The organism is Roseibium sp. (genome assembly GCF_965216085.1).
Lineage (GTDB): Bacteria > Pseudomonadota > Alphaproteobacteria > Rhizobiales > Stappiaceae > Roseibium.
Window position 1 is genome coordinate 2,867,387 of record NZ_OZ244138.1, and the last position, 19,352, is coordinate 2,886,738.

Consider the following 19,352-nt stretch of genomic DNA (forward strand, 5'->3'; position numbering starts at 1 on the left):
CGCGGAAGCACTCTATAGCGCTTCTATATCACCCTGCGCCCAGTCTTCCTTGGTTTTGGCATAGAAATCTTCGAAACGGCCTTCCTCAATCGCATCGCGCATACCCTGCATCAGGGTCTGGTAATAGGCGATGTTGTTCCAGGTCAGCAGCATTCCTGACAGCGCCTCACCTGCGCGGAATAGGTGGTGCAAATAGGCGCGGCTGTAGGTGCTCGTTGCCGGGCAAGCAGCTTCTTCATCAAGCGGGCGCGGATCGTCCTGGTGGCGGGCATTCTTCAAGTTGACCTTGCCGAAACGCGTATAGGCCAGACCATGACGCCCGGCGCGCGTCGGCATCACGCAGTCGAATTGGTCAATACCCCGTTTGACACTTTCCAGAAGATCGTCCGGCGTACCAACGCCCATCAGATAGCGTGGTTTGTCAACTGGCATCACCGGTGTGGTGATGTCGAGCATCTTCAGCATGACGTCTTGCGGCTCACCAACGGCAAGGCCGCCGACCGAGTAACCTTCAAACGGCATTTTTCCGAGTTCTTCCGCTGAGCGAATACGCAAGTCCGGCACATCGCCGCCTTGAACAATCCCGTAGAGCCCCTGCCCTTTGGCCGGACCGCCCATGGCTTCAAACTGAGTGCGCGAGCGCGCGGCCCACCGCAAAGAAAGCTCCATTGCGCGCTGAACTTCTTCCTTGGGGCTCGGCAGTTTGATGCATTCATCCAGCTGCATCTGGATGTCCGATCCCAAAAGCCCTTGAATTTCGATCGACCGCTCCGGTGTCAGGTGGTGCTTGCTGCCATCGATATGACTTTGAAAGCGGACACCGTCTTCATCGAGCTTGCGCAGCTGGGCAAGCGACATCACCTGAAAACCACCGCTGTCGGTCAGGATCGTGTGAGGCCAGTTCATGAACTTGTGCAGCCCGCCAAGCCGGTCGACGCGTTCTGCGGTTGGGCGCAACATCAGATGATAGGTGTTGCCGAGCACGACATCTGCCCCAGTCTCCCGGACGTGATCGGTGAACATTGCTTTGACAGTCGCCTGCGTGCCGACCGGCATGAAGGCCGGAGTGCTTACCACGCCATGCGGTGTTGTGATTTCACCTCGCCGGGCCATACCGTCGGTGGCAATCAGTTTGAAACCGAATTTCTTCTGCGGATCAGTCATGGAGATGGGTCCTTGGTACCGCTCGTCTCGGGGAACAGCAGGGATGAGTCACCATAGCTGTAGAAGCGGTATTCGTTTTCAATTGCGTGGGCGTAGGCTGCGCGCATGGTGTCCAGCCCGGCCAGTGCCGAAACCAGCATGAAGAGCGTGGACCGCGGCAGGTGGAAATTGGTCATCAGCGCGTCAATCGCCTTGAAGCGGTATCCCGGCGTGATGAAGATCGAGGTTTCCCCGGCAAAAGGCGCAATTCTGCCGGTCTCCTGCGCCGAACTCTCTAAGATGCGCAAGGACGTTGTCCCGATCGCAATCACCTTTTTGCCCCGGGCCTTGACCTCTTGGAGCGCTGCGGCGGTCTCTTCAGAAACTTCACCCCATTCGGCATGCATCTTGTGATCTTCGGTGCTGTCGGCTTTGACGGGCAAAAACGTGCCAGCGCCCACGTGCAAGGTCACCCGATGCATATCAATGCCGCGGGCTTTGATGGCATCTAGAAGGTCTGGCGTGAAATGCAGACCGGCGGTCGGGGCTGCGACCGCGCCATCTTTTTCGGCAAATATTGTCTGATAGTCCTTGCGGTCCTGCGCGTCCTCACCGCGTTTTTGAGCGATATAGGGCGGCAGCGGGATGTGTCCGACTTCGGCAATCGCCACATCCAGATCCGGGCCCAAACGGTCAAACACCAACAGCACTTCACCGCCGTCTGCCTTTTCCGCAACTGTCGCGGTCAAACGGGTGCCATTGCTTTCAAAAACAACCAGGTCGTCGATCTGCAGTTTTTTCGCCGGTCGCACAAAGGCTTTCCAGCGATCTGGGCCGGAGCGCAAATGAAGTGTCGCGCCGATACCGGCCTCAATATCACCGCGCAGCCGTTTTCCTTCCAATTGCGCCGGGATTACTTTGGTATCGTTGAAAACCAGTGCATCACCAGGCTCTAAAAGGCTTGGCAAATCACGTACGCCCTGATCGCTTAACACCGGATCGTTGTCTGGCCGGACTACAAGCATGCGGGCAGCGTCGCGCGGGCGCACCGGCCGCAGTGCGATCCGTTCATTGGGAAGGTCAAAGTCAAACTGATCGACGCGCATGGCGATGGCGTACTTTTCTTATTTTTGGATGTCCGGTGGGCGCTGATACTGCCGGGGCCGTATCAGGTCAAGCACCACACACACAAATACAGCGCGGGTGTTGCCACCCGCGCTGTAGGAATTCACGATCAAAACTGATCAAGCGTCAGCAGCGACCTTGATCGATACGATGTTGTCCGGGTTTTGAACCGGCTCGCCGCGCTTGATCTTGTCGACGTTTTCCATGCCCTCGATGACCTTGCCCCATGCGGTGTACTGGTTATCGAGGAAGGTCGCATCACCGAAGCAGATGAAGAACTGGCTGTCACCGGAGTTCGGATCTTGCGCGCGCGCCATGGAACAGACACCACGGACATGCGGTTCAGCGTTGAATTCGGCTTTCAGCTTCTTGCCCGATCCGCCGGTGCCGGTGCCATGCGGACAGCCGGTCTGCGCCATGAAACCTTCGATCACGCGGTGAAAAACGATGCCGTCATAAAACCCTTCACGCACCAGTTCCTTGATGCGGGCAACATGGTTCGGGGCCAAGTCCGGGCGCATTTCGATGACAACGGACCCTTGGGTTGTTTCCATCAGCAATGTGTTTTCCGGGTCTTTGTAGTCAGCCATTTTTGTCTCCGTAAAATGCTGGAATTGTCTGCTAAGTTAACCGGCGTCTGCGGCCACTTGCATCTTGATGATCTTGTCCGGGTTTGCCGGCGGCTCCCCCTTGGTGATGTTGTCGACGTGTTCCATACCCTTAACGACTTCACCAAACACGGTGTATTGGCCATTCAGCCAGTCGCCATTGGCGAACATGATGAAGAACTGCGAGTTTGCACTGTTCGGGCTGGAAGAGCGGGCCATGCCGAGCGTGCCGCGTTTAAACGGCGCAATGGAAAACTCTTCATTCAAATCCGGCTTGTCGGAGCCCCCGCGTCCGGTTCCGGTCGGGTCACCCGTTTGAGCCATGAAACCGTCGATCACGCGGTGAAAGATGATGCCGTCATAAAATCCCGCCCGGGCAAGTTCTTTGATACGCGCAACATGATTGGGTGCGATGTCCGGACGCAAACGGATTTCAACCCGGCCATCTTTCAGGTCCAGATAAAGGGTGTTTTCCAGATCCTGAGCCTGCGCATTTACTGCAGGCAACATGATCAAAGACGCCAAAACGGCGAAGATTGCAAAAAATCGTGACACTGGAAACTCCTGCGGTTCACGTCAAAGGTTTGGTTACAGTCAAACTTGGCCCGGTTTTGCCCGCTGGCGCACCGGCTCGGCGACAGGGTCAGGCACAAAGTCCTTTATCTCTCCGCCCATCTTCGAGATTTGCCGGACCAACGTCGCGGTAATATGGCGGACAGTCGGAGATGCCGGCAAAAAGACTGTTTGAATGTCCGGCGCCATCGTCTGGTTCATGCCGGCCATCTGCATTTCGTAGTCAAGGTCGGTGCCATCACGCAGACCTCGAACCAGAATGGTCGCGCCCTGCTCGCGCGCCGCGTTTACAACAAGGCCTGAGAAAGCAATGATTTCGACCCGTTTTGCCTCATCTGCAGAAAATTCCGACGCCGCAGAGGCTTTGATCAAGTCCACCCGTTCCTCGAAAGAAAACAGCGGCGTTTTGCCGGGATGAATGCCGATGGCCACCACCACCTTGTCCGCCAGTGCAAGAGACTGACGCAGGATATCCATGTGGCCGTTGGTTACCGGATCAAATGAACCCGGGTAAAGCGCGATACGAGTCATGGCCTTTCCATACTCTGACCCAACGCGCTTCACAAGCGATCTGGCCAAAGCATGCGCTTTTTTCGCAAGACAACCAATTTGTGACGGCAATCACATTCTTCTTGGCTAAACCCGGGCAAGGTGGCCTCATCAACAAAGCGAAGGCGAGAGCAGGAGCCGGACCAATGAGGAGCAGTCACACCACCACCCAACCTTTTGCAACAGAAGCAAAAGCGATGGACCCGTTTGCCCATGTCAAAATGGCATCAATCTTTGTTTTAGCAGTGCTGACGATTTTGCTTGCCGGAGTGTTCGGCATGAATGCCAGCAGCGCCTCTCAGGCTCAAGAAGCTGGTATGCCAGCGGCTCAGGGCATGATCGCCTCCAAGTCGGATCGCAAATCTGGCCCGGACGTTCAAGACTGCAAAAACCAGACCTGGGGTGCGTGGAGCGCAAAATGTGCCGCTGAACTGACGGGCGCTTCCAAGGTCCGTACCGTCTCTTTTGTCACGGTTGAAAAACAACCGATGACCGTCAATCAAACCATTCTGGCCCGCTACCCGGCCAACAACTGATCAATCCGACTTCCAAAACAAATATCCCCAAACGAAAAACAGCGGCCCAGTTTCCACCCTGGCCGCTGTTTTCGTTTGTCCAGAAACGATGGCTGCGATTTCAAAAGAACATCCCGTTTTGCAAAATGGGAAATGTCTTTGATTTTGCTGTTATGCCGAGTTGTTTTTGAGTTGCACCCAGTGGCGTTTGCCTTTGTTTTTCTTCAATTTTTAGTCGGGCGCACGTTTGGCAGGACAATTGCTCCATTAAATCATCAGCGCTTTTGGCGCCTTCATAAGGAGCTTGAAATGACGAAGACAATAGCAATTCGCCGCCCCCGCTCGTCTGGATGGACCGGTTCTAATTTGGCGCAAAACTATGACGGTGTCGCAATTGGCGCCTTAAAGGCAGTCCTGGCTTGCAAAAACCTAAGCACCCAGATGCCTCACTCTGCTTCAGAAAGCTGGTTGGGCGCCCCTGATATGCCGGGGATTCTTGCAGGCGTTGCAGAGAGCTGACGTGTCTCATGGGTCAAACAACAGCCCGCAAAGAAATTGGGCGGCCTCTCAAATTCTGAAACGCCGCCCAAAAACAATTTTATTCGTCAGATCCTGAGGAGCTATCCGGTGTTTCTCCACCGTCCCCGTCGCCAGATCCATCGCTGCTCTCGGGCGCGCCATCTTCTTGCGCTTCGCCTTCGGCGCCCTCTTCCAGCTCTTCATCCTCGTCGACTTCCGAGATGCCTTCGACGGCGACGACCTTTTCGTCCTTCGCGGTCTTAAAGACAATCACACCTTGCGTCGCGCGACCGGCAATCCGGATACCATCGACCGGGCAACGGATAAGTTGGCCACCATCGGTCACCAGCATGATCTGATGGCTGTCTTCGACAGGGAAAGAGGAGATCAATCCGCCGTTCCGGTCATTGACGGCCATTGCCGTGATGCCTTTGCCGCCCCGGCCGGTGACCCGGTATTCAAAGGACGATGTCCGTTTGCCGTAGCCGTTTTCCGAGATGGTCAAGATGATCTGCTCAGCTGCGCTCATTTCCGCATAGCGCTCCTGCGAGAGCTCACCGGCAACAACGCCATCTTCATCGGCACCACCGGCATTCTCATCCGCTTCACCGCGCATCGCCCGGGAGAGTTTGAGATAAGCAGCCCGCTCTTCTGCATCCACATCAATGTGGTGCAGGATCTGCATGGAGATGATGCGGTCGCCATCGGCCAACCGGATGCCGCGCACCCCGACCGAATTCCGGCCGGCAAAAACACGAACATCGGTGACCGGGAAGCGGATACACTGACCGAAGTTGGTTGTCAGCATCACATCGGAATGCTCAGAACACGTGTCGACACCAACAATGCCGTCGCCGTCTTCCAGCTTCATCGCAATCTTACCGTTACGGTTGATGTTGACGAAATCGGACAGCTTGTTCCGCCGCACCGTGCCGCGCACAGTCGCGAACATCACATCGAGGTTTGCCCAGCTTTCCTCATCCTCCGGCAATGGCAGGATTGAGGTAATCTGTTCGCCCTGTTCCAACGGCAGCATATTGACGAGAGCTTTACCGCGGGACGTTGGTCCTCCAAGCGGCAGGCGCCAGACCTTCATCTTGTAGCAAATGCCACGCGAGGAGAAGAACAGCACCGGCGTATGCGTATTGGCAACAAAGAGGCGGGTAACAAAATCCTCCTCTTTGGTGGCCATGCCAGAGCGGCCTTTGCCGCCCCGGCGCTGTGCCCGGTACGTCGCCAACGGCACGCGTTTGATATATCCGCCGTGGGAAACGGTGACGACCATATCTTCGCGCTGGATCAAGTCTTCTTCGTCGAAGTCCGGTCCGCCTTCGACGATCTCGGTCCGGCGCGGTGTTGCGAACTCTTCCTTGATCTCCAGCATTTCGTTGCGGACGATTTCCTGGATTCTCGCACGCGAGCGCAGGATATCGAGGTAATCGGAGATTTCAGCGCCGATCTTGTTCAGCTCTTCTTCGATCTCATCCCGGCCCATCGCGGTCAGGCGTTGCAGGCGGAGATCCAGAATGGCCCGGGCCTGCTCTTCCGACAACTTGTAGGTACCGTCTTCCTGCACCATGTGGCGCGGGTCATCAATCAGGCGGATCAGATCTTCAACATCCTTGGCCGGCCAGTTCCGTTCCATCAACTGGGCGCGGGCTGTCGCCGGATCGGGGGCAGCCCGGATCAGCTTGATAACCTCATCAATGTTGGCAACGGCGATGCCCAAACCAACCAAGATATGCGCGCGATCACGGCATTTCCGGAGAAGGAAGCGTGTCCGGCGCTGAATCACCTCTTCGCGGAAGGAAACAAAAGCCTTCAGCATGTCGGAGAGGTTCATCTGCTCCGGCTTGCCGCCATTGAGCGCGACCATATTGGCGCCGAAGGAGGTCTGCAGCTGACTGAAGCGGTAAAGCTGGTTCAGCACAACATCCGGCACCGCATCGCGTTTCAGCTCGATGACCACCCGCATGCCGGAACGGTCACTTTCGTCGCGGATGTCGGAGATACCTTCGACGCGCTTATCGCGTACCATCTCGGCGATCTTCTCGATCATCGTGGACTTGTTGACCTGATACGGGATTTCCGAAACGATCAGCGCCCAGCGGTCCTTGCGGATTTCTTCGGTGTCCACCTTCGCCCGCATGACAACCGAGCCACGGCCAGTTTCAAAGGCATTGCGGATACCTGCACGGCCGAGGATCATCGCACCGGTCGGGAAATCCGGACCCGGCACAATCTGCATCAGTTCTTCCAGGCTCAAGGCCGGGTTTTCCATAATCGCGATGGCCGCGTCGATCACTTCACCGAGGTTGTGCGGCGGGATATTGGTCGCCATCCCGACCGCGATGCCGCCAGCGCCGTTGACCAGAAGATTTGGAAACTTTGCCGGCAGGACAACCGGTTCAGATTCCGAGTTGTCGTAGTTTTCCTGAAAGTCGACCGTGTCTTTTTCAATGTCGTCCAGGATCCGGTGAGACACCTTCTCAAGACGGCACTCGGTGTAACGCATCGCCGCGGCGGGATCGCCGTCGATGGAGCCGAAGTTCCCCTGCCCGTCGATCAGCGGCAGACGGAGGGAAAAGTCCTGCGCCATACGAACCAGGGCATCGTAAATCGCGCTGTCACCATGCGGGTGGTATTTACCCATAACGTCACCGACCACACGGGCCGACTTGCGGTAGGGTTTGTTCCACTCATAGCCGTTTTCATGCATCGAATAGAGGATGCGCCGGTGCACAGGCTTCAAGCCGTCCCGGACATCCGGAAGCGCACGCGACACGATCACGCTCATGGCGTAATCGAGATAGCTGCGCTTCATTTCATCGACAATGGAGACCGGCTTGATGTCCGACGGAAGCCCGCCTGAAGGGGTGCTGTTGTCCTGGTCAGCCAAGGAGACACTCATTTGTTTGTTATTGCTGAATACTTTATATCCGATTCAACTTCGCGCACCAAATTTGCCGACGTTTTTGAGCTTGCTAATAACCCATCAATATCAATAGCTTATAAAAGCTATGCACAAGCATACAGATTCATTTCTAAAGGCTTGCCCGCAGATGCGCCAAATGACTTATAAAACGCTCTGAGAAAGACCTTCGCAGCCAGCCGGAGACCCGGGATGATCGACTTCTACATCAATGCATTTGCAACGCTGTTTGTGACCATCGACCCGGTTGGTTTGGCACCCATGTTCCTTGCTATTACCGCAGGCATGAGCCCCGGAGACCGGCGCCGCGTAGCGATCCGTGCGACCATCACCGCTGCAGGTATTCTCGGTATCTTTTATTTCACCGGCCAAACGGTGCTGAATGTTCTGGGCATCTCTGTATCGGCCTTCCGTGTTGCTGGCGGCATCCTTCTCTTCCTGATCGCGATCGAAATGATCTTCGGCAAGCGCCAGGAACGGAAAAGCGAAACGGCTGAAAAGGCGATGGAGTCTGCGGAAACCAATCATGCGACCATCAACGAACTGGCGATCTTCCCTTTGGCGATCCCGCTGATTTCCGGTCCAGCCGCCATTTCGGCTATCATCCTCTTGTCCAGTCAGGCGCCGGACACCCTTACCTATGCCGGTCTTGGCGGAGTAATCGTGGTGATCCTGTTAAGCTGCATGGGCGCCTTTTTGCTGGCCGACAGGATCGAACGCGCGCTAGGAGACACGGCCCAGCTGGTCATCACCCGACTGCTCGGTGTCCTCTTGGCGGCGCTGTCAGTGCAATTCGTTGCAGATGGGATCCTGGCGTTTTTGGCGTAGAGAATTAACGAGGCAATTTCAGCTCAAACTCCTGCGGCGACACACCGTGGACGCTGTCGCGCGCCTTGATGATGACCTGATGCGTTCCGTCTGGCACTTCGACGCCCGATAAGGACCGGGTAAACGGCTGTTCATTGACGTGCGGATGCGCCAAAACGCGCTTGCCGAGCAATGTGCCGTCGGGCGCATAGACTTCCCAAAGGTCGGCGTAGTGATCCCAGCCAGTGTCGTCATGAAGGAGGGTCACTTCGAACCGCCATGTCTTGTCCGCCGCCTGGCTGGCTTCCGCTTTGACGATCTTGACATCACCTGCTCTGGCGTTGCTTAGGGCTGCAATCGTTCCAATCAGGGTCAATGCAATAAGAGCACTCAGGAACCGCATCTTCCAAATCCATAAAACACTCGAGGAAGCCAACCTTACGAGGCTGCCAGAGGATGCAAAGTCACAAGTCTGTTAGCAGGCCGCCCAAACTTAGTGATGCACTGACTGTCATCTGAAACACTCACAACTTGCATTTTTAGCTCGGGTTCGCGCACTCTTCTTGAAAACCTTGGAGGGTGACATGAACGAAGAGGCCGTCCGTGAGACGCTACGTGGACTGCGTGCTGACCTCGTGGCTATCAGTGAGATCGCTGAAGAGGCCCGCGCAACGGTGATGCTCGATCAGCAGTCGGTCGGCCGCTTGTCGCGCATGGATGCGCTCCAGGGACAAGCCATGGCGCAAGCGTCAGAACGCCAGCGGCGGGCGGATATTCAGAGGATTGATGCCGCGCTCAAACGGCTCGATGACGGTGATTATGGCTATTGCGTCGACTGCGGTGAAGAAATTTCGGAAAAACGTTTGGGAGTTGACCCTGCGGCAGCCTTTTGTATCCGCTGCGCCAAATAGTTTTTTAAGATATAAGACCGCGTAATTGCCGAAGCCAGGTTCTCACTTCCGAAGATACTGTTTCAATGGGAAATCCCGCCAGCGATGTCTCCGTCCAAGCCCGCTCGGAAGCCAGTTTCAATTCCAAAGTCTCTAGTTCGGCGAGCTGGTCAGAGATCAAAGGTAATGATCGGGCAGCCCGCAGCAAGACCATCTGTTCATGAATGCGTCTGAGAACCGACAAGGCCGCGCCCATCCGGTGCATCAAGGCTGGGTTTTCCCGCCAACTCAGCCCGCCAAAAACTTCCTGTGAAATACGCTGTCCGGCTCCGTAACAGGTGTAGGTGACGCAGCCTTGAAACCCGCGTTCAGCCCGATTGGAAAAGATAGAACAGCCGTTGTCCGCATTGAGGTTGGGACAAACCTCGTTTGCCGCCTTGTCGATGCCAAAGGATTCCGATTTATCAAACGCAAACACGGCGCAGCACAGTGCGGCACAGTTGGAACAATCGGGTTCCAGATTGATCGTATCGACTAGATCGGACGAGCTGCCACTCATGGTGAAACCGGTTCCCTTTAAAGACAAAACCGCGACATGATCCCATATCGCGGTTCAAATGTCTTATTCCCACTCAATCGTTCCCGGAGGCTTTGAGGTGATGTCGTATGTCACCCGATTGATGCCTTCGACCTCGTTGATGATCCGGGTCGCGGTTTCGCCAAGGAACTCGTGGGTGAACGGATAGTAGTCCGCGGTCATACCATCGACCGATGTCACGGCACGCAGAGCACAGGCGTAATCGTAGGTCCGGCCGTCCCCCATCACACCGACCGTGCGAACCGGCAGGATCGCGACGAACGCCTGCCAGATCTCGTCATAAAGGTCATGCTTGCGGATCTGGTCGATATAGACCGCATCCGCCTTGCGCAGGATGTCCAGCTTGTCGCGGGTGATTTCACCCGGGCAGCGGATGGCAAGGCCCGGTCCCGGGAATGGATGACGGCCGATGAAGCTGTCCGGCAGGCCAAGTTCGCGGCCAAGCGCCCTCACCTCATCTTTGAAGAGCTCACGCAGCGGCTCGACCAGTTTGAGGCCCATCTTTTCCGGCAGGCCGCCAACATTGTGGTGCGACTTGATCGTCACCGAAGGCCCGCCAGAGAAGCTGACACTCTCGATCACGTCCGGATAGAGTGTGCCCTGAGCCAGGAACTCCGCGCCTTCGATTTCATTGGCGTGCTTTTGGAACACATCAATGAACAACTTGCCGATGATCTTACGCTTGGTTTCCGGGTCCGACTGGCCGTCCAACTCGCCCAGGAACAGATCGCTCTCATCAGCATGGATCAACGGGATGTTGTAGTTGTCCCGGAACATGGAGACGACTTCGTCTGCTTCGTTCTGACGGAGCAAACCGTGGTCAACGAACACGCAAGTTAGCTGATCGCCGATCGCTTCATGGATCAAAACGGCCGCAACTGAGCTGTCGACCCCGCCGGACAGGCCACAGATGACCTTCTTGTCGCCGACCTGCGCGCGGATCTTTTCGATCGCGTCGTCCTTGTAGGCACCCATGGTCCAATCGCCGGAGAACCCTGCGAGCTTAATGAAGTTCTCATAAAGCGTCTTGCCGTTCGGCGTGTGGTGCACTTCCGGGTGGAACTGAACCGCATAAAAGTTCCGGCTGGCGTCGGCCGTGATGGCATAGGGCGCATTTGGCGAGGTGCCATAGACTTCAAATCCGGGCGCCAATTCTGCGACGTGATCGCCGTGGCTCATCCAGACCTGTTCTTTTCCGTCTTGGAACCATCCTTTCAGGATAGACAAATCCGCCTCAGCCGGTGTCACGAAGGCCCGGCCGAATTCTGCCGTGCCGCCGCCACCAGAAATCTTGCCGCCTTCAACCCGGCCACCCAGCTGCTGCATCATCACTTGCTGACCGTAACAAATGCCCAGGATCGGCACTCCGAGACTGTAAACCGTTTCCGGCGGGCGCGGGGATCCTTCCCGGGTCACGGAATCTGGACCACCGGAGAAGATCACGGCCTTCGGCTTGAACTCCGCCAAGAACGCGTCGGAAACGTTCTGATACGGGTGGATTTCGCAGTAGACATTCAACTCACGCAGGCGCCGCGCGATCAGCTGCGTCACTTGCGAACCGAAGTCGATAATAAGGAGGCGATCATGATGATGTGTCATGGCGAGCTTCTACCTGCCTTTTTATCGAAATTGAACCCGGTTTTTTGCCGTAGACAGCTCCCGCATAAGATTCTTGTTTTTTTGGGTAGGGCAGCAGAAAAAGTCGGATGCGCAGAACGCACAAAGAAAAACCAGCTGGAGAAGCTGTGTACGGTTGGATTTGGCATTTGCGCGCACCTTTGCCGCTGCCGTAGGTTAACGAAAGCTTACTCACTCGTCGCACTGGCAATTCAAAACGCCCGTTAGGACCGCAACACCCGTCATGACCGCAGCAGCCCGCGAAATTTTTGATCAAGCCATCGCCCTGGAAACATCAGGGGATCTTCAAAAAGCACTCGCCGCATATATCCGGGCCAGTGAGATGCTGCCGCATGATACTGATATTTCCTATCGCGCCGCGTCAGTCCTTCTGCGCACTGGGCAACTCGAAGAGGCCCAGTCCCGTCTGCGCCGCATCATTTTTGCAGAACCCACACACCTTAATGCCCGGTCCAGCTTGGCCAATTGCCAGTTGCTGCTGAACGATCTGGATTTGGCCGAAGACAATTTCCGGGAAGTGCTGGATCAGGTCCCCGGTCACAAAAACGCTCTGTACGGCTTGGCGAGTGTGCTGTTGAAACGCGGCCGCGCAACTGCCGCGGAACCGGTGGCGAAACAGCTTCTGGAGCATATGCCGGACAGCCCGGTCGCTCTCTCGCTCTTTGCAGACATTCAGGAGAAATCCGGCAAAGGCACTCAAGCCGTCGCGAATTACCGTAAGGTGCTCAAGACAGCGCCGAACCACGTTCCGGCTCTGCTCGGCCTATCCCAAGCCCTACTCAAAACCAAACGCTACGACGATGTCATCGCGTTTACGGTTCGCGCGGCGGAACAGTCTCCGGATGAAGCAGCTGCCTTTGACATGTTGAGCCAGGCTCTCGAGGCTCGTGGCGATTATCAGGATGCGCTGGAGGCCGGACAGGAAGCCTTGCGCCTCGCCCCCGATAATCCCAGCCAATTCACGCGGCTGAGTGTCCTGACCCGCAAACTTGGCGATTATCCGAAGGCGCTGGCATACGCACTTCAAGCCCATGATGCGGACCCAGCAAACCGGGCGCCGCTAAACGCCCTTGGGTCTGCTTTGGCTGCTTTGAAATATCCGAATGAAGCCCGGTCAGTACTCACCGGCACGACCGAACTCGACCAGAAAGTCCGCAAGCTCGCAGAAGAGCTATCTAAGCCCGCTGAGACCGAAGTTGCTCAGGATAATTCTAGCGGAATAAAAGCTCAGCAGGAGGCCGCGCCGGTCGAAATCGGATTGAACGATGCTGTCCGACCCTCAAGTGGAGCAGCTTCTTTAAAGATGTCATCCACGGACAACCTGGGAACGCTAAATTCCGTGCCGGATAGTGCACCAAAGCCAGCGGTAGCTGCAGAGGCTAAACCGGCCTTTGGCTCCGGAAAAGACGATCCCTTGCCAAATGTGCTCGGCTTGACCCGCCGGGATGTGTCTTAGCGCCGGTTTGAGTTTCGTTTAAGAAACACGTTCCAATATCGCTACAAAGAAACCGTCGGTGCCGGTCGATGCCGGTGTCAATGTTAGATCGCCTCGTCCGGTCACATATGCCGGTTCGGCTTTTCCTTCGAGCTGGTTCCGCCATACATCCTTGGCAGATACAGATTTGAACTCGGGATTATCTTTCAGGAACCGCTCAACCTGATCGCTGTTTTCTTCTGGCAGAATTGAACATGTCGCGTAAATCAAACGCCCGCCGATTTTTACATATTCTTTTGCGTTTGCAAGAACATGCTGCTGATCTTTAATGCGATCATTCAACGCTTTTTCGGTCAATTTCCATTTGGAGTCTGGCCGCCGCCGCCAAACGCCGGTACCGGTGCAAGGTGCATCGATGAAAACCAGATCCATCTGGCCTTCCAGATCCTGAAGATTGGAACTGGCCGGATCGCGCACTTGAATGTTCCGGACCCCTGCCCTCTGCAGACGCTCATGGATCGGCGCAAGCCGCAACCGGTCAGCATCATAAGCATAAAGCTGGCCTTTGTTTTCCATCGCAGCTGCCAATGCCAAGGTCTTACCGCCGCCGCCAGCGCAATAATCCAGCACCTGGAAACCGGGTTCGGCCTTGGCCAGAAGAGCGGCCAATTGACTGGCTTCGTCTTGAAGGTCGAACCAGCCTTTGCGGTAACCTTCCTCAGCTTGAACATGCGGCATCCGCCCAAGACCCGGTTTGGCTTCAATCCGCATACCGAGTGGCGACAGTTTGGTGGCTTCAGCACCTGCATGTGCAAGCTTTTTCAAAAGCTTACCGCGTTCAGACTTCAGTGTGTTGACCCGCATGTCGACCGGCGCACGCTCAGACAAGGCCCGGCCTTCCTCAACTGCCCTTTCACCGAACACAGCTTCAAACTTCGGCCACAGCCATTCCGGTACATCTGCAGCCTGCCAAGGCTGCATGTCTTCAGATGTTTCGTCCGACAGCCGCGCGGTTTCATCTTCGCTCAAAGGTTCTGGAGCATGCCGATCATCGGTCAAAACCGTGGTCAGCGCCTCAAGACCCTTGTCCCACGTTAGAACATAGGTTGCCAGCGCCAGCGCACGGGGAGTGTCTTCCTGCATGATTGCAGAAAGCGAAGCCCGGTTGCGCAGTGCATCAAACACAAGATTGCCGATGACAGTCCGGTCACCGGACCCGGCAAAGCGGTGCGCTGCGCCCCATTCTTTCAGGGCGACCTGAACCGGCCGGTGACGGCGTTCGACTTCTTCTAAAACTTCAATCGCCGCCGCGAGGCGTCCGCCGTCTTTCATGGCACACCTATTGGATAGAGCCGGTTACTGCCGGCTCCATACTAAACAAAGTTGATTTATACGTTGGACGGATAGTTGGGGCTTTCCCGGGTAATCGTCACATCGTGAGCGTGGCTTTCGCGCAATCCAGCGCCGGAGATCTGCACAAAGCGCGCTTTTTCCTGGAAATCCTGAACAGTCTTGCCACCGACATAGCCCATCGCAGCCCGCAGACCACCGGCCAGCTGATGCAACACGCTGCCAAGCGGGCCTTTATACGGAACCTGGCCTTCGATGCCTTCGGGAACCAGTTTCAGGCTGTCAGTCACCTCCGCCTGGAAGTAACGGTCCGCAGAGCCGCGTGCCATCGCGCCGACCGAGCCCATACCGCGGTAGGATTTATAAGACCGGCCCTGATGCAGGTAGACTTCACCTGGGCTTTCTTCAGTGCCCGCCAGCAGGGAGCCGACCATCACAGAGGCTGCGCCCGCTGCAATCGCTTTGGCCAAGTCACCAGAATATTTGATGCCACCATCTGCGACCACCGGAATGCCTTGTTTATTGGCTTCGTTGACAGATTCAATGATGGCGGTCAGCTGCGGAACACCAACACCGGCGACGATCCGTGTCGTACAAATGGAGCCTGGGCCGATCCCGACTTTCACGGCATCTGCACCCACGTCGATCAACGCTTTTGTGGCTTCAGGTGTGGCCACATTGCCTGCCAGAACCTGGACTGAGTTGGAGAGTTTTTTAACCCGGTTGACCTGATCCAGAACTTTTTGGGAATGGCCATGGGCAGTGTCGACCACCACCATGTCCACACCGGCATCGATCAGGCGCTCAGCACGAGCAAAGCCTTCGTCACCAACGCTGGTCGCAGCTGCGACCCGCAACCGGCCTTGCGCGTCTTTAGAGGCATTCGGATTAAGCTGCGCCTTTTCCATATCCTTGACGGTGATGAGGCCGGTGCAATTGCCGTTGTCATCAACAACGAGAAGCTTTTCGATCCGGTTTTGGTGCAACAGACGCTTGGCTTCATCCTGTTTGACATTGTCATTGACCGTCACAAGGTTGGAACTGGTCATCAACTCGCGGATCTTCTGGTCCGGGTTGGAGGCAAATCGCACATCCCGGTTGGTCAGGATGCCGACCAGCTTGCCTGTGACCTGTCCGCCTGATCCGCCGTTTTCGACCACCGGAACACCAGAAATGCCGAAGCGCTTCATCAGGTTTAGCGCATCCTGGAGGCTGGCGTCCGGGCCAATGACCAAAGGATTGACGACCATACCGGATTCGAATTTCTTGACCATGCGGACTTCTTCCGCCTGGCGGTCCAGGGACAAGTTCCGGTGCACAACACCGATGCCACCAGCCTGCGCCATGGCGATCGCCAGCCGCCCTTCGGTCACCGTGTCCATGGCTGAAGATAGGATCGGGATGTTGAGTTCCAGGTCTTTGGTGACTTTGGTTCTAAGATCCACCTCACCCGGCATCACTTCCGAGTGGCCAGGGATCAGCAGCACATCATCAAAGGTCAGGGCTTGCTGCCCGGTCGATGGGACAAAAAAGGATGCCATTGCCAATTCCCCTTATAAATAACAATTGAGACGCACGCTGTTGAGGGAGCCTGCATCTTGTCGAGTCGCTTCGGCTGTGCCGGAGAAGTTGGCGCGGGTGAATAACACGCAGGTGACAGAATGAAAAGAGCCTGCTTCAACCGCACAGGCTCTTTCGATCATTTTCCGGAGTTTAGCTGTACCGGGCTATCAATCGCTTTCCAGATCGCTGCCGCGAAACCCTTTGGCGATCACATATAGTTCCGGGCTCTCCTTGCGGCTTGCCGGCGGTTTCAAATGCGCAACGGATTTGAACTCGCGTTTCAGGTCCTGAAGCATGGCGTTTTCCGTACCACCACGGAACACCTTGGCCAGGAACGATCCGCCTGGCACCAAGTTGCGGCGGGCGAAATCAATCGCGATCTCAAAGAGATGCGTCGTGCGCAAATGATCTGTCTGTTTGTGACCGGTTGTCGGGGCGGCCATATCTGACAGCACGACATCCGGCTTGTGCCCGCCGAGGGCTTCCATCAGCAATGCCGGTGCATCGTCATCCAGAAAATCTTTCTTCAGGAAAACAGAGCCGCGCACATGATCCATGTCGAGGTAATCAATGCCGACAACCTTTGGAGATTCGACGCTTGATTGCACACGCTCAACCGCCACTTGGCACCAGCCTCCCGGTGCGCAGCCCAAATCGACCACCCGGTAACCGGGTTTGAGCAGCTTATGCTTGTCATCCATTTCGATCAGCTTGTAAGCCGCCCGCGACCGATAACCATCAATTTTTGCCCGGCGCACATAGGGATCGTTTAACTGACGCGATAACCAGCGCGTGGACGACTCGCGCCGGCCAGCGGACGTCTTGACTTTGACGTGGAGGCCACGGTCGCCGGAGCCTCTTTTTTTCGATCCACTCATTGCCTATTCCTTGGCCGGCCCCGGTAATAGCGCGATCCGTTTTTCTTGCGGGACCATACGCCATCGGCGGCCATCAGTTCGGTGAGGATGCCTTCCCGCAATCCGCGGTCGGCAACACGCAGGCGTGGACACGTCCAGCGCCGCCGGATCGCCTCAAGGATCGCGCAACCAGCCAAAACAAGATCGGCCCGGTCTTCACCAATGCAGGGGTTGTTGACGCGGGCCTCATACGGCATATCGCGCAACTGATCAATCATGCCGCCGACTTGGGCGTCTTCCAGCCAGGTGCCGTCTACCCGGCGCCGGTCATAGCGCCTGAGGCCCAGATGCACCCCCGCGAGCGTTGTCACCGTCCCGGACGTTCCCAACATATGGACTTTTCCATTGGCAATGGCTTCGGAGAGGTCATCGGCAAGATTGAACTCCGCCAAATGATCGGCCGCATCATCGACCATCTTTTCAAAGATATCGGGGGTGACATGCACACCGCCATGGCGCTCCGCAAGATTGACCACTCCAACTGGCAAGGAAATCCAGGAGCGGATGAACCGGGTCAACGCGTAGCCCCGCGCCCCGCAGCGGTTGCGCAGATCCAACCAGACGATCTCCGAGGATCCCCCACCAATGTCGAATAAGATGACACCGTCAGCATCATGATCGACCAAGGAAGCGCATCCGGCGACGGCGAGACGCGCTTCCGTTTCCCGGTTGACGACCTCCAGCGCAAGACCGGTCTCCGCCTGAACCCGAGAGATGAAGTCCTCGCCATTTTCGGCCGCCCGACAGGCCTCTGTCGCAATCAGCCGTGAGCGTTCCACGCCCCGATCCGCCAGTTTCTTGTGGCACTGCGCCAGCGCATCAATAGCCCGGTCCATGGCCGCTTCACCAAGATTCCGGTGAGCGCCGACCCCTTCACCAAGGCGGACGATCCTGGAATAGGCATCAATCACCCGGAAGCCCCGCTCTTCCGGCCGGGCGATCAAGAGGCGGCAATTGTTTGTGCCAAGATCCAGCGCGGCGTAAAGAGGGCTGTTTCCAGTGCTTGGAAGTGCCCGCCGGCGCAGCCCATTGCGCGGCCGGTCGCCGTTTTGAGGACGTGCGCGGCGGACCGTTTGACCGGGTTGATCAGCCCGATCGAGCTGGATGGGCGGATCTATAGGCTTCGGAGTTGCTGCGGATTGTGTTTCGACGGTGTGCGGCCGTTTGTTTTCAGAACCAGCAGAACCTTGTTCAGCAGGACGGTGACCATTTTGTCCACCGGATTTGCCGGCCTGCCAGCGTTTTCGGCCCCGGCGGTTCGCTGCTTTTTTTCCTTTTGCCGAAGGCGCGCAGTCCGGTCTGGCAGCATTGTCGACCGCCTGCTTGGCCTCACCTGCCCGCTGAGCAGCCCCATTTCCTTGACCTGGGCGGCGGCGCCCACGCCGCTTCTTTTTGCGGTGTGCAGGCGCATTTTCAGCCACATGCAAGGTGCCGTCCGCCAACGGACCAGCGGCGGATTGAGAGTGTCCAGTTGCAGTTGCAGTTGCAGGACGTGTGGTATCAGAACCACTTTCCGGTGACTTGGCGGGTGCAGACAACTTTCCCGTTTGCTGGCCACCAGCACCAGGCGCTGTCCGGTTTTTCCGGCGCCGCCTGTTTCGTCCCTTGCGCTCCTTCGGAGCAGAACTGTTACCGGACACATCAGGGGCACGTCGCCCAGCCTCGGGCGGTTCCTGACCTGAATGAGTCACGTATTTGCCTTTCGATGCCCCAGCATCCCGTCCGCGATGCGGCGGTCCGGCAAGCCGAAGCAAGTCTTTTAGTTGGGAAAACTGTAACAGGTTGACCGGCGCTCGAAAAGAACCCTTTGCGGCAATTTCTTAAACTGCCTGGGGCGGCTGCGGGGGAGGTGAAACCATACCGGGTCATAACCCATAAAAAAGTCGCAGATGGCTCTTGCTTTTGAAAGAGGGTTGGATGTATATGCGCTTCACCAATCGCCACCGGCATGGACCGGCGGCCCTTCTGCGCTGTTTGGCAGCAGACAGGATTGGGGAATAGGTTAACGGTAGACCCGCAGACTCTGACTCTGTTAGTCCTGGTTCGAATCCAGGTTCCCCAGCCAATTTTTTCCCATTTCTTAGGATTACCCTTGGTAATGGCTGAAGTAAGGCACTTTCAGCTAGTGCAAGCAAGGTATTGGCGTTAGACTCAAATCAGATAAAAGAATCTATGATCCGGTGCACTAGC

18 protein-coding genes and 1 tRNA gene are annotated in these 19,352 nt (G+C 56.5%); 6 read left to right on the forward strand and 13 right to left on the reverse strand.

Annotation, left to right across the window (positions count from 1 at the left end):
- Positions 1 to 12 precede the first annotated feature (12 nt).
- The 5 genes from tgt to coaD all read right to left on the reverse strand — a co-directional run bounded on the left by tgt (position 13) and on the right by coaD (position 3,980).
- The gene (gene tgt / locus ACOOFE_RS13570) at positions 13 to 1,164 is read right to left on the reverse strand and encodes a tRNA guanosine(34) transglycosylase Tgt (RefSeq protein WP_420415416.1); all 1,152 of its coding nucleotides are present in this window, start codon (positions 1,162 to 1,164) and stop codon (positions 13 to 15) included.
- On the reverse strand, positions 1,161 to 2,249 hold the full coding sequence (gene queA / locus ACOOFE_RS13575; RefSeq protein ID WP_420415417.1) for a tRNA preQ1(34) S-adenosylmethionine ribosyltransferase-isomerase QueA: 1,089 nt from the start codon (positions 2,247 to 2,249) through the stop codon (positions 1,161 to 1,163). The genes tgt and queA overlap by 4 nt, the downstream gene beginning before the upstream one ends.
- Before the next feature lie 138 nt (positions 2,250 to 2,387).
- Positions 2,388 to 2,858, reverse strand: a complete 471-nt coding sequence (locus ACOOFE_RS13580) for a peptidylprolyl isomerase (protein ID WP_420415418.1) — start codon at positions 2,856 to 2,858, stop codon at positions 2,388 to 2,390.
- A 36-nt stretch (positions 2,859 to 2,894) separates the two neighbouring features.
- The gene (locus ACOOFE_RS13585) at positions 2,895 to 3,386 is read right to left on the reverse strand and encodes a peptidylprolyl isomerase (protein WP_420415576.1); all 492 of its coding nucleotides are present in this window, start codon (positions 3,384 to 3,386) and stop codon (positions 2,895 to 2,897) included.
- Positions 3,387 to 3,470: 84 nt separating this feature from the next.
- The gene (gene coaD / locus ACOOFE_RS13590; RefSeq protein ID WP_420415419.1) at positions 3,471 to 3,980 is read right to left on the reverse strand and encodes a pantetheine-phosphate adenylyltransferase; all 510 of its coding nucleotides are present in this window, start codon (positions 3,978 to 3,980) and stop codon (positions 3,471 to 3,473) included.
- 164 nt (positions 3,981 to 4,144) lie between these two features.
- Between coaD and ACOOFE_RS13595 the strand changes: the two genes are divergently transcribed.
- Both ACOOFE_RS13595 and ACOOFE_RS13600 read left to right on the forward strand, forming a co-directional pair.
- On the forward strand, positions 4,145 to 4,534 hold the full coding sequence (locus tag ACOOFE_RS13595; RefSeq protein WP_420415420.1) for a phosphopantetheine adenylyltransferase: 390 nt from the start codon (positions 4,145 to 4,147) through the stop codon (positions 4,532 to 4,534).
- Positions 4,535 to 4,666: 132 nt separating this feature from the next.
- On the forward strand, positions 4,667 to 5,032 hold the full coding sequence (locus tag ACOOFE_RS13600; RefSeq protein ID WP_420415421.1) for a hypothetical protein: 366 nt from the start codon (positions 4,667 to 4,669) through the stop codon (positions 5,030 to 5,032).
- Between the two features lie 79 nt (positions 5,033 to 5,111).
- Here the strand turns inward: ACOOFE_RS13600 and gyrA are convergent, their stop codons facing one another.
- A complete protein-coding gene (gene gyrA, locus ACOOFE_RS13605) occupies positions 5,112 to 7,943 on the reverse strand; it encodes a DNA gyrase subunit A (RefSeq protein WP_420415422.1) in 2,832 nt (943 codons plus the stop codon).
- Positions 7,944 to 8,156: 213 nt separating this feature from the next.
- On the opposite strand from gyrA, the gene ACOOFE_RS13610 reads away from it, so the two are divergent.
- Positions 8,157 to 8,792, forward strand: coding sequence for a MarC family protein (locus tag ACOOFE_RS13610; RefSeq protein WP_420415423.1), 636 nt, complete (start codon positions 8,157 to 8,159; stop codon positions 8,790 to 8,792).
- 4 nt (positions 8,793 to 8,796) lie between these two features.
- Here the strand turns inward: ACOOFE_RS13610 and ACOOFE_RS13615 are convergent, their stop codons facing one another.
- Positions 8,797 to 9,174, reverse strand: a complete 378-nt coding sequence (locus ACOOFE_RS13615) for a hypothetical protein (RefSeq protein WP_420415424.1) — start codon at positions 9,172 to 9,174, stop codon at positions 8,797 to 8,799.
- Between the two features lie 181 nt (positions 9,175 to 9,355).
- On the opposite strand from ACOOFE_RS13615, the gene ACOOFE_RS13620 reads away from it, so the two are divergent.
- Positions 9,356 to 9,682, forward strand: a complete 327-nt coding sequence (locus ACOOFE_RS13620) for a TraR/DksA family transcriptional regulator (RefSeq protein WP_141186801.1) — start codon at positions 9,356 to 9,358, stop codon at positions 9,680 to 9,682.
- Positions 9,683 to 9,686: 4 nt separating this feature from the next.
- Here ACOOFE_RS13620 and ACOOFE_RS13625 read toward each other — a convergent pair whose 3' ends face one another.
- Both ACOOFE_RS13625 and guaA read right to left on the reverse strand, forming a co-directional pair.
- On the reverse strand, positions 9,687 to 10,220 hold the full coding sequence (locus tag ACOOFE_RS13625; protein ID WP_420415425.1) for a hypothetical protein: 534 nt from the start codon (positions 10,218 to 10,220) through the stop codon (positions 9,687 to 9,689).
- A 63-nt stretch (positions 10,221 to 10,283) separates the two neighbouring features.
- Entirely contained in the window at positions 10,284 to 11,858 is a 1,575-nt protein-coding gene (gene guaA / locus ACOOFE_RS13630; protein WP_420415426.1) for a glutamine-hydrolyzing GMP synthase, read from the reverse strand.
- A gap of 262 nt (positions 11,859 to 12,120) precedes the next feature.
- Here guaA and ACOOFE_RS13635 point away from each other — a divergent pair, with 262 nt between their 5' ends.
- On the forward strand, positions 12,121 to 13,353 hold the full coding sequence (locus ACOOFE_RS13635; protein ID WP_420415427.1) for a tetratricopeptide repeat protein: 1,233 nt from the start codon (positions 12,121 to 12,123) through the stop codon (positions 13,351 to 13,353).
- A gap of 18 nt (positions 13,354 to 13,371) precedes the next feature.
- On the opposite strand, the gene ACOOFE_RS13640 is transcribed toward ACOOFE_RS13635, so the two are convergent.
- From ACOOFE_RS13640 to ACOOFE_RS13655, 4 genes are all read right to left on the reverse strand, one after another.
- Complete coding sequence (locus tag ACOOFE_RS13640) at positions 13,372 to 14,664, reverse strand: RsmB/NOP family class I SAM-dependent RNA methyltransferase (RefSeq protein ID WP_420415428.1); 1,293 nt, start codon at positions 14,662 to 14,664, stop codon at positions 13,372 to 13,374.
- A gap of 56 nt (positions 14,665 to 14,720) precedes the next feature.
- Complete coding sequence (guaB, locus tag ACOOFE_RS13645) at positions 14,721 to 16,223, reverse strand: IMP dehydrogenase (RefSeq protein ID WP_420415429.1); 1,503 nt, start codon at positions 16,221 to 16,223, stop codon at positions 14,721 to 14,723.
- A gap of 189 nt (positions 16,224 to 16,412) precedes the next feature.
- Positions 16,413 to 17,123 (reverse strand): RlmE family RNA methyltransferase, encoded by a 711-nt coding sequence (locus tag ACOOFE_RS13650; protein WP_141186807.1) that lies wholly within the window; start codon positions 17,121 to 17,123, stop codon positions 16,413 to 16,415.
- Positions 17,120 to 18,802, reverse strand: a complete 1,683-nt coding sequence (locus ACOOFE_RS13655) for an exopolyphosphatase (RefSeq protein WP_420415430.1) — start codon at positions 18,800 to 18,802, stop codon at positions 17,120 to 17,122. Before ACOOFE_RS13655 ends, ACOOFE_RS13650 begins: the two co-directional genes overlap by 4 nt.
- Positions 18,803 to 19,153: 351 nt before the next feature.
- Here ACOOFE_RS13655 and ACOOFE_RS13660 point away from each other — a divergent pair.
- Positions 19,154 to 19,227: transfer RNA gene (locus ACOOFE_RS13660), tRNA-Gln, on the forward strand.
- Positions 19,228 to 19,352 lie beyond the last annotated feature (125 nt).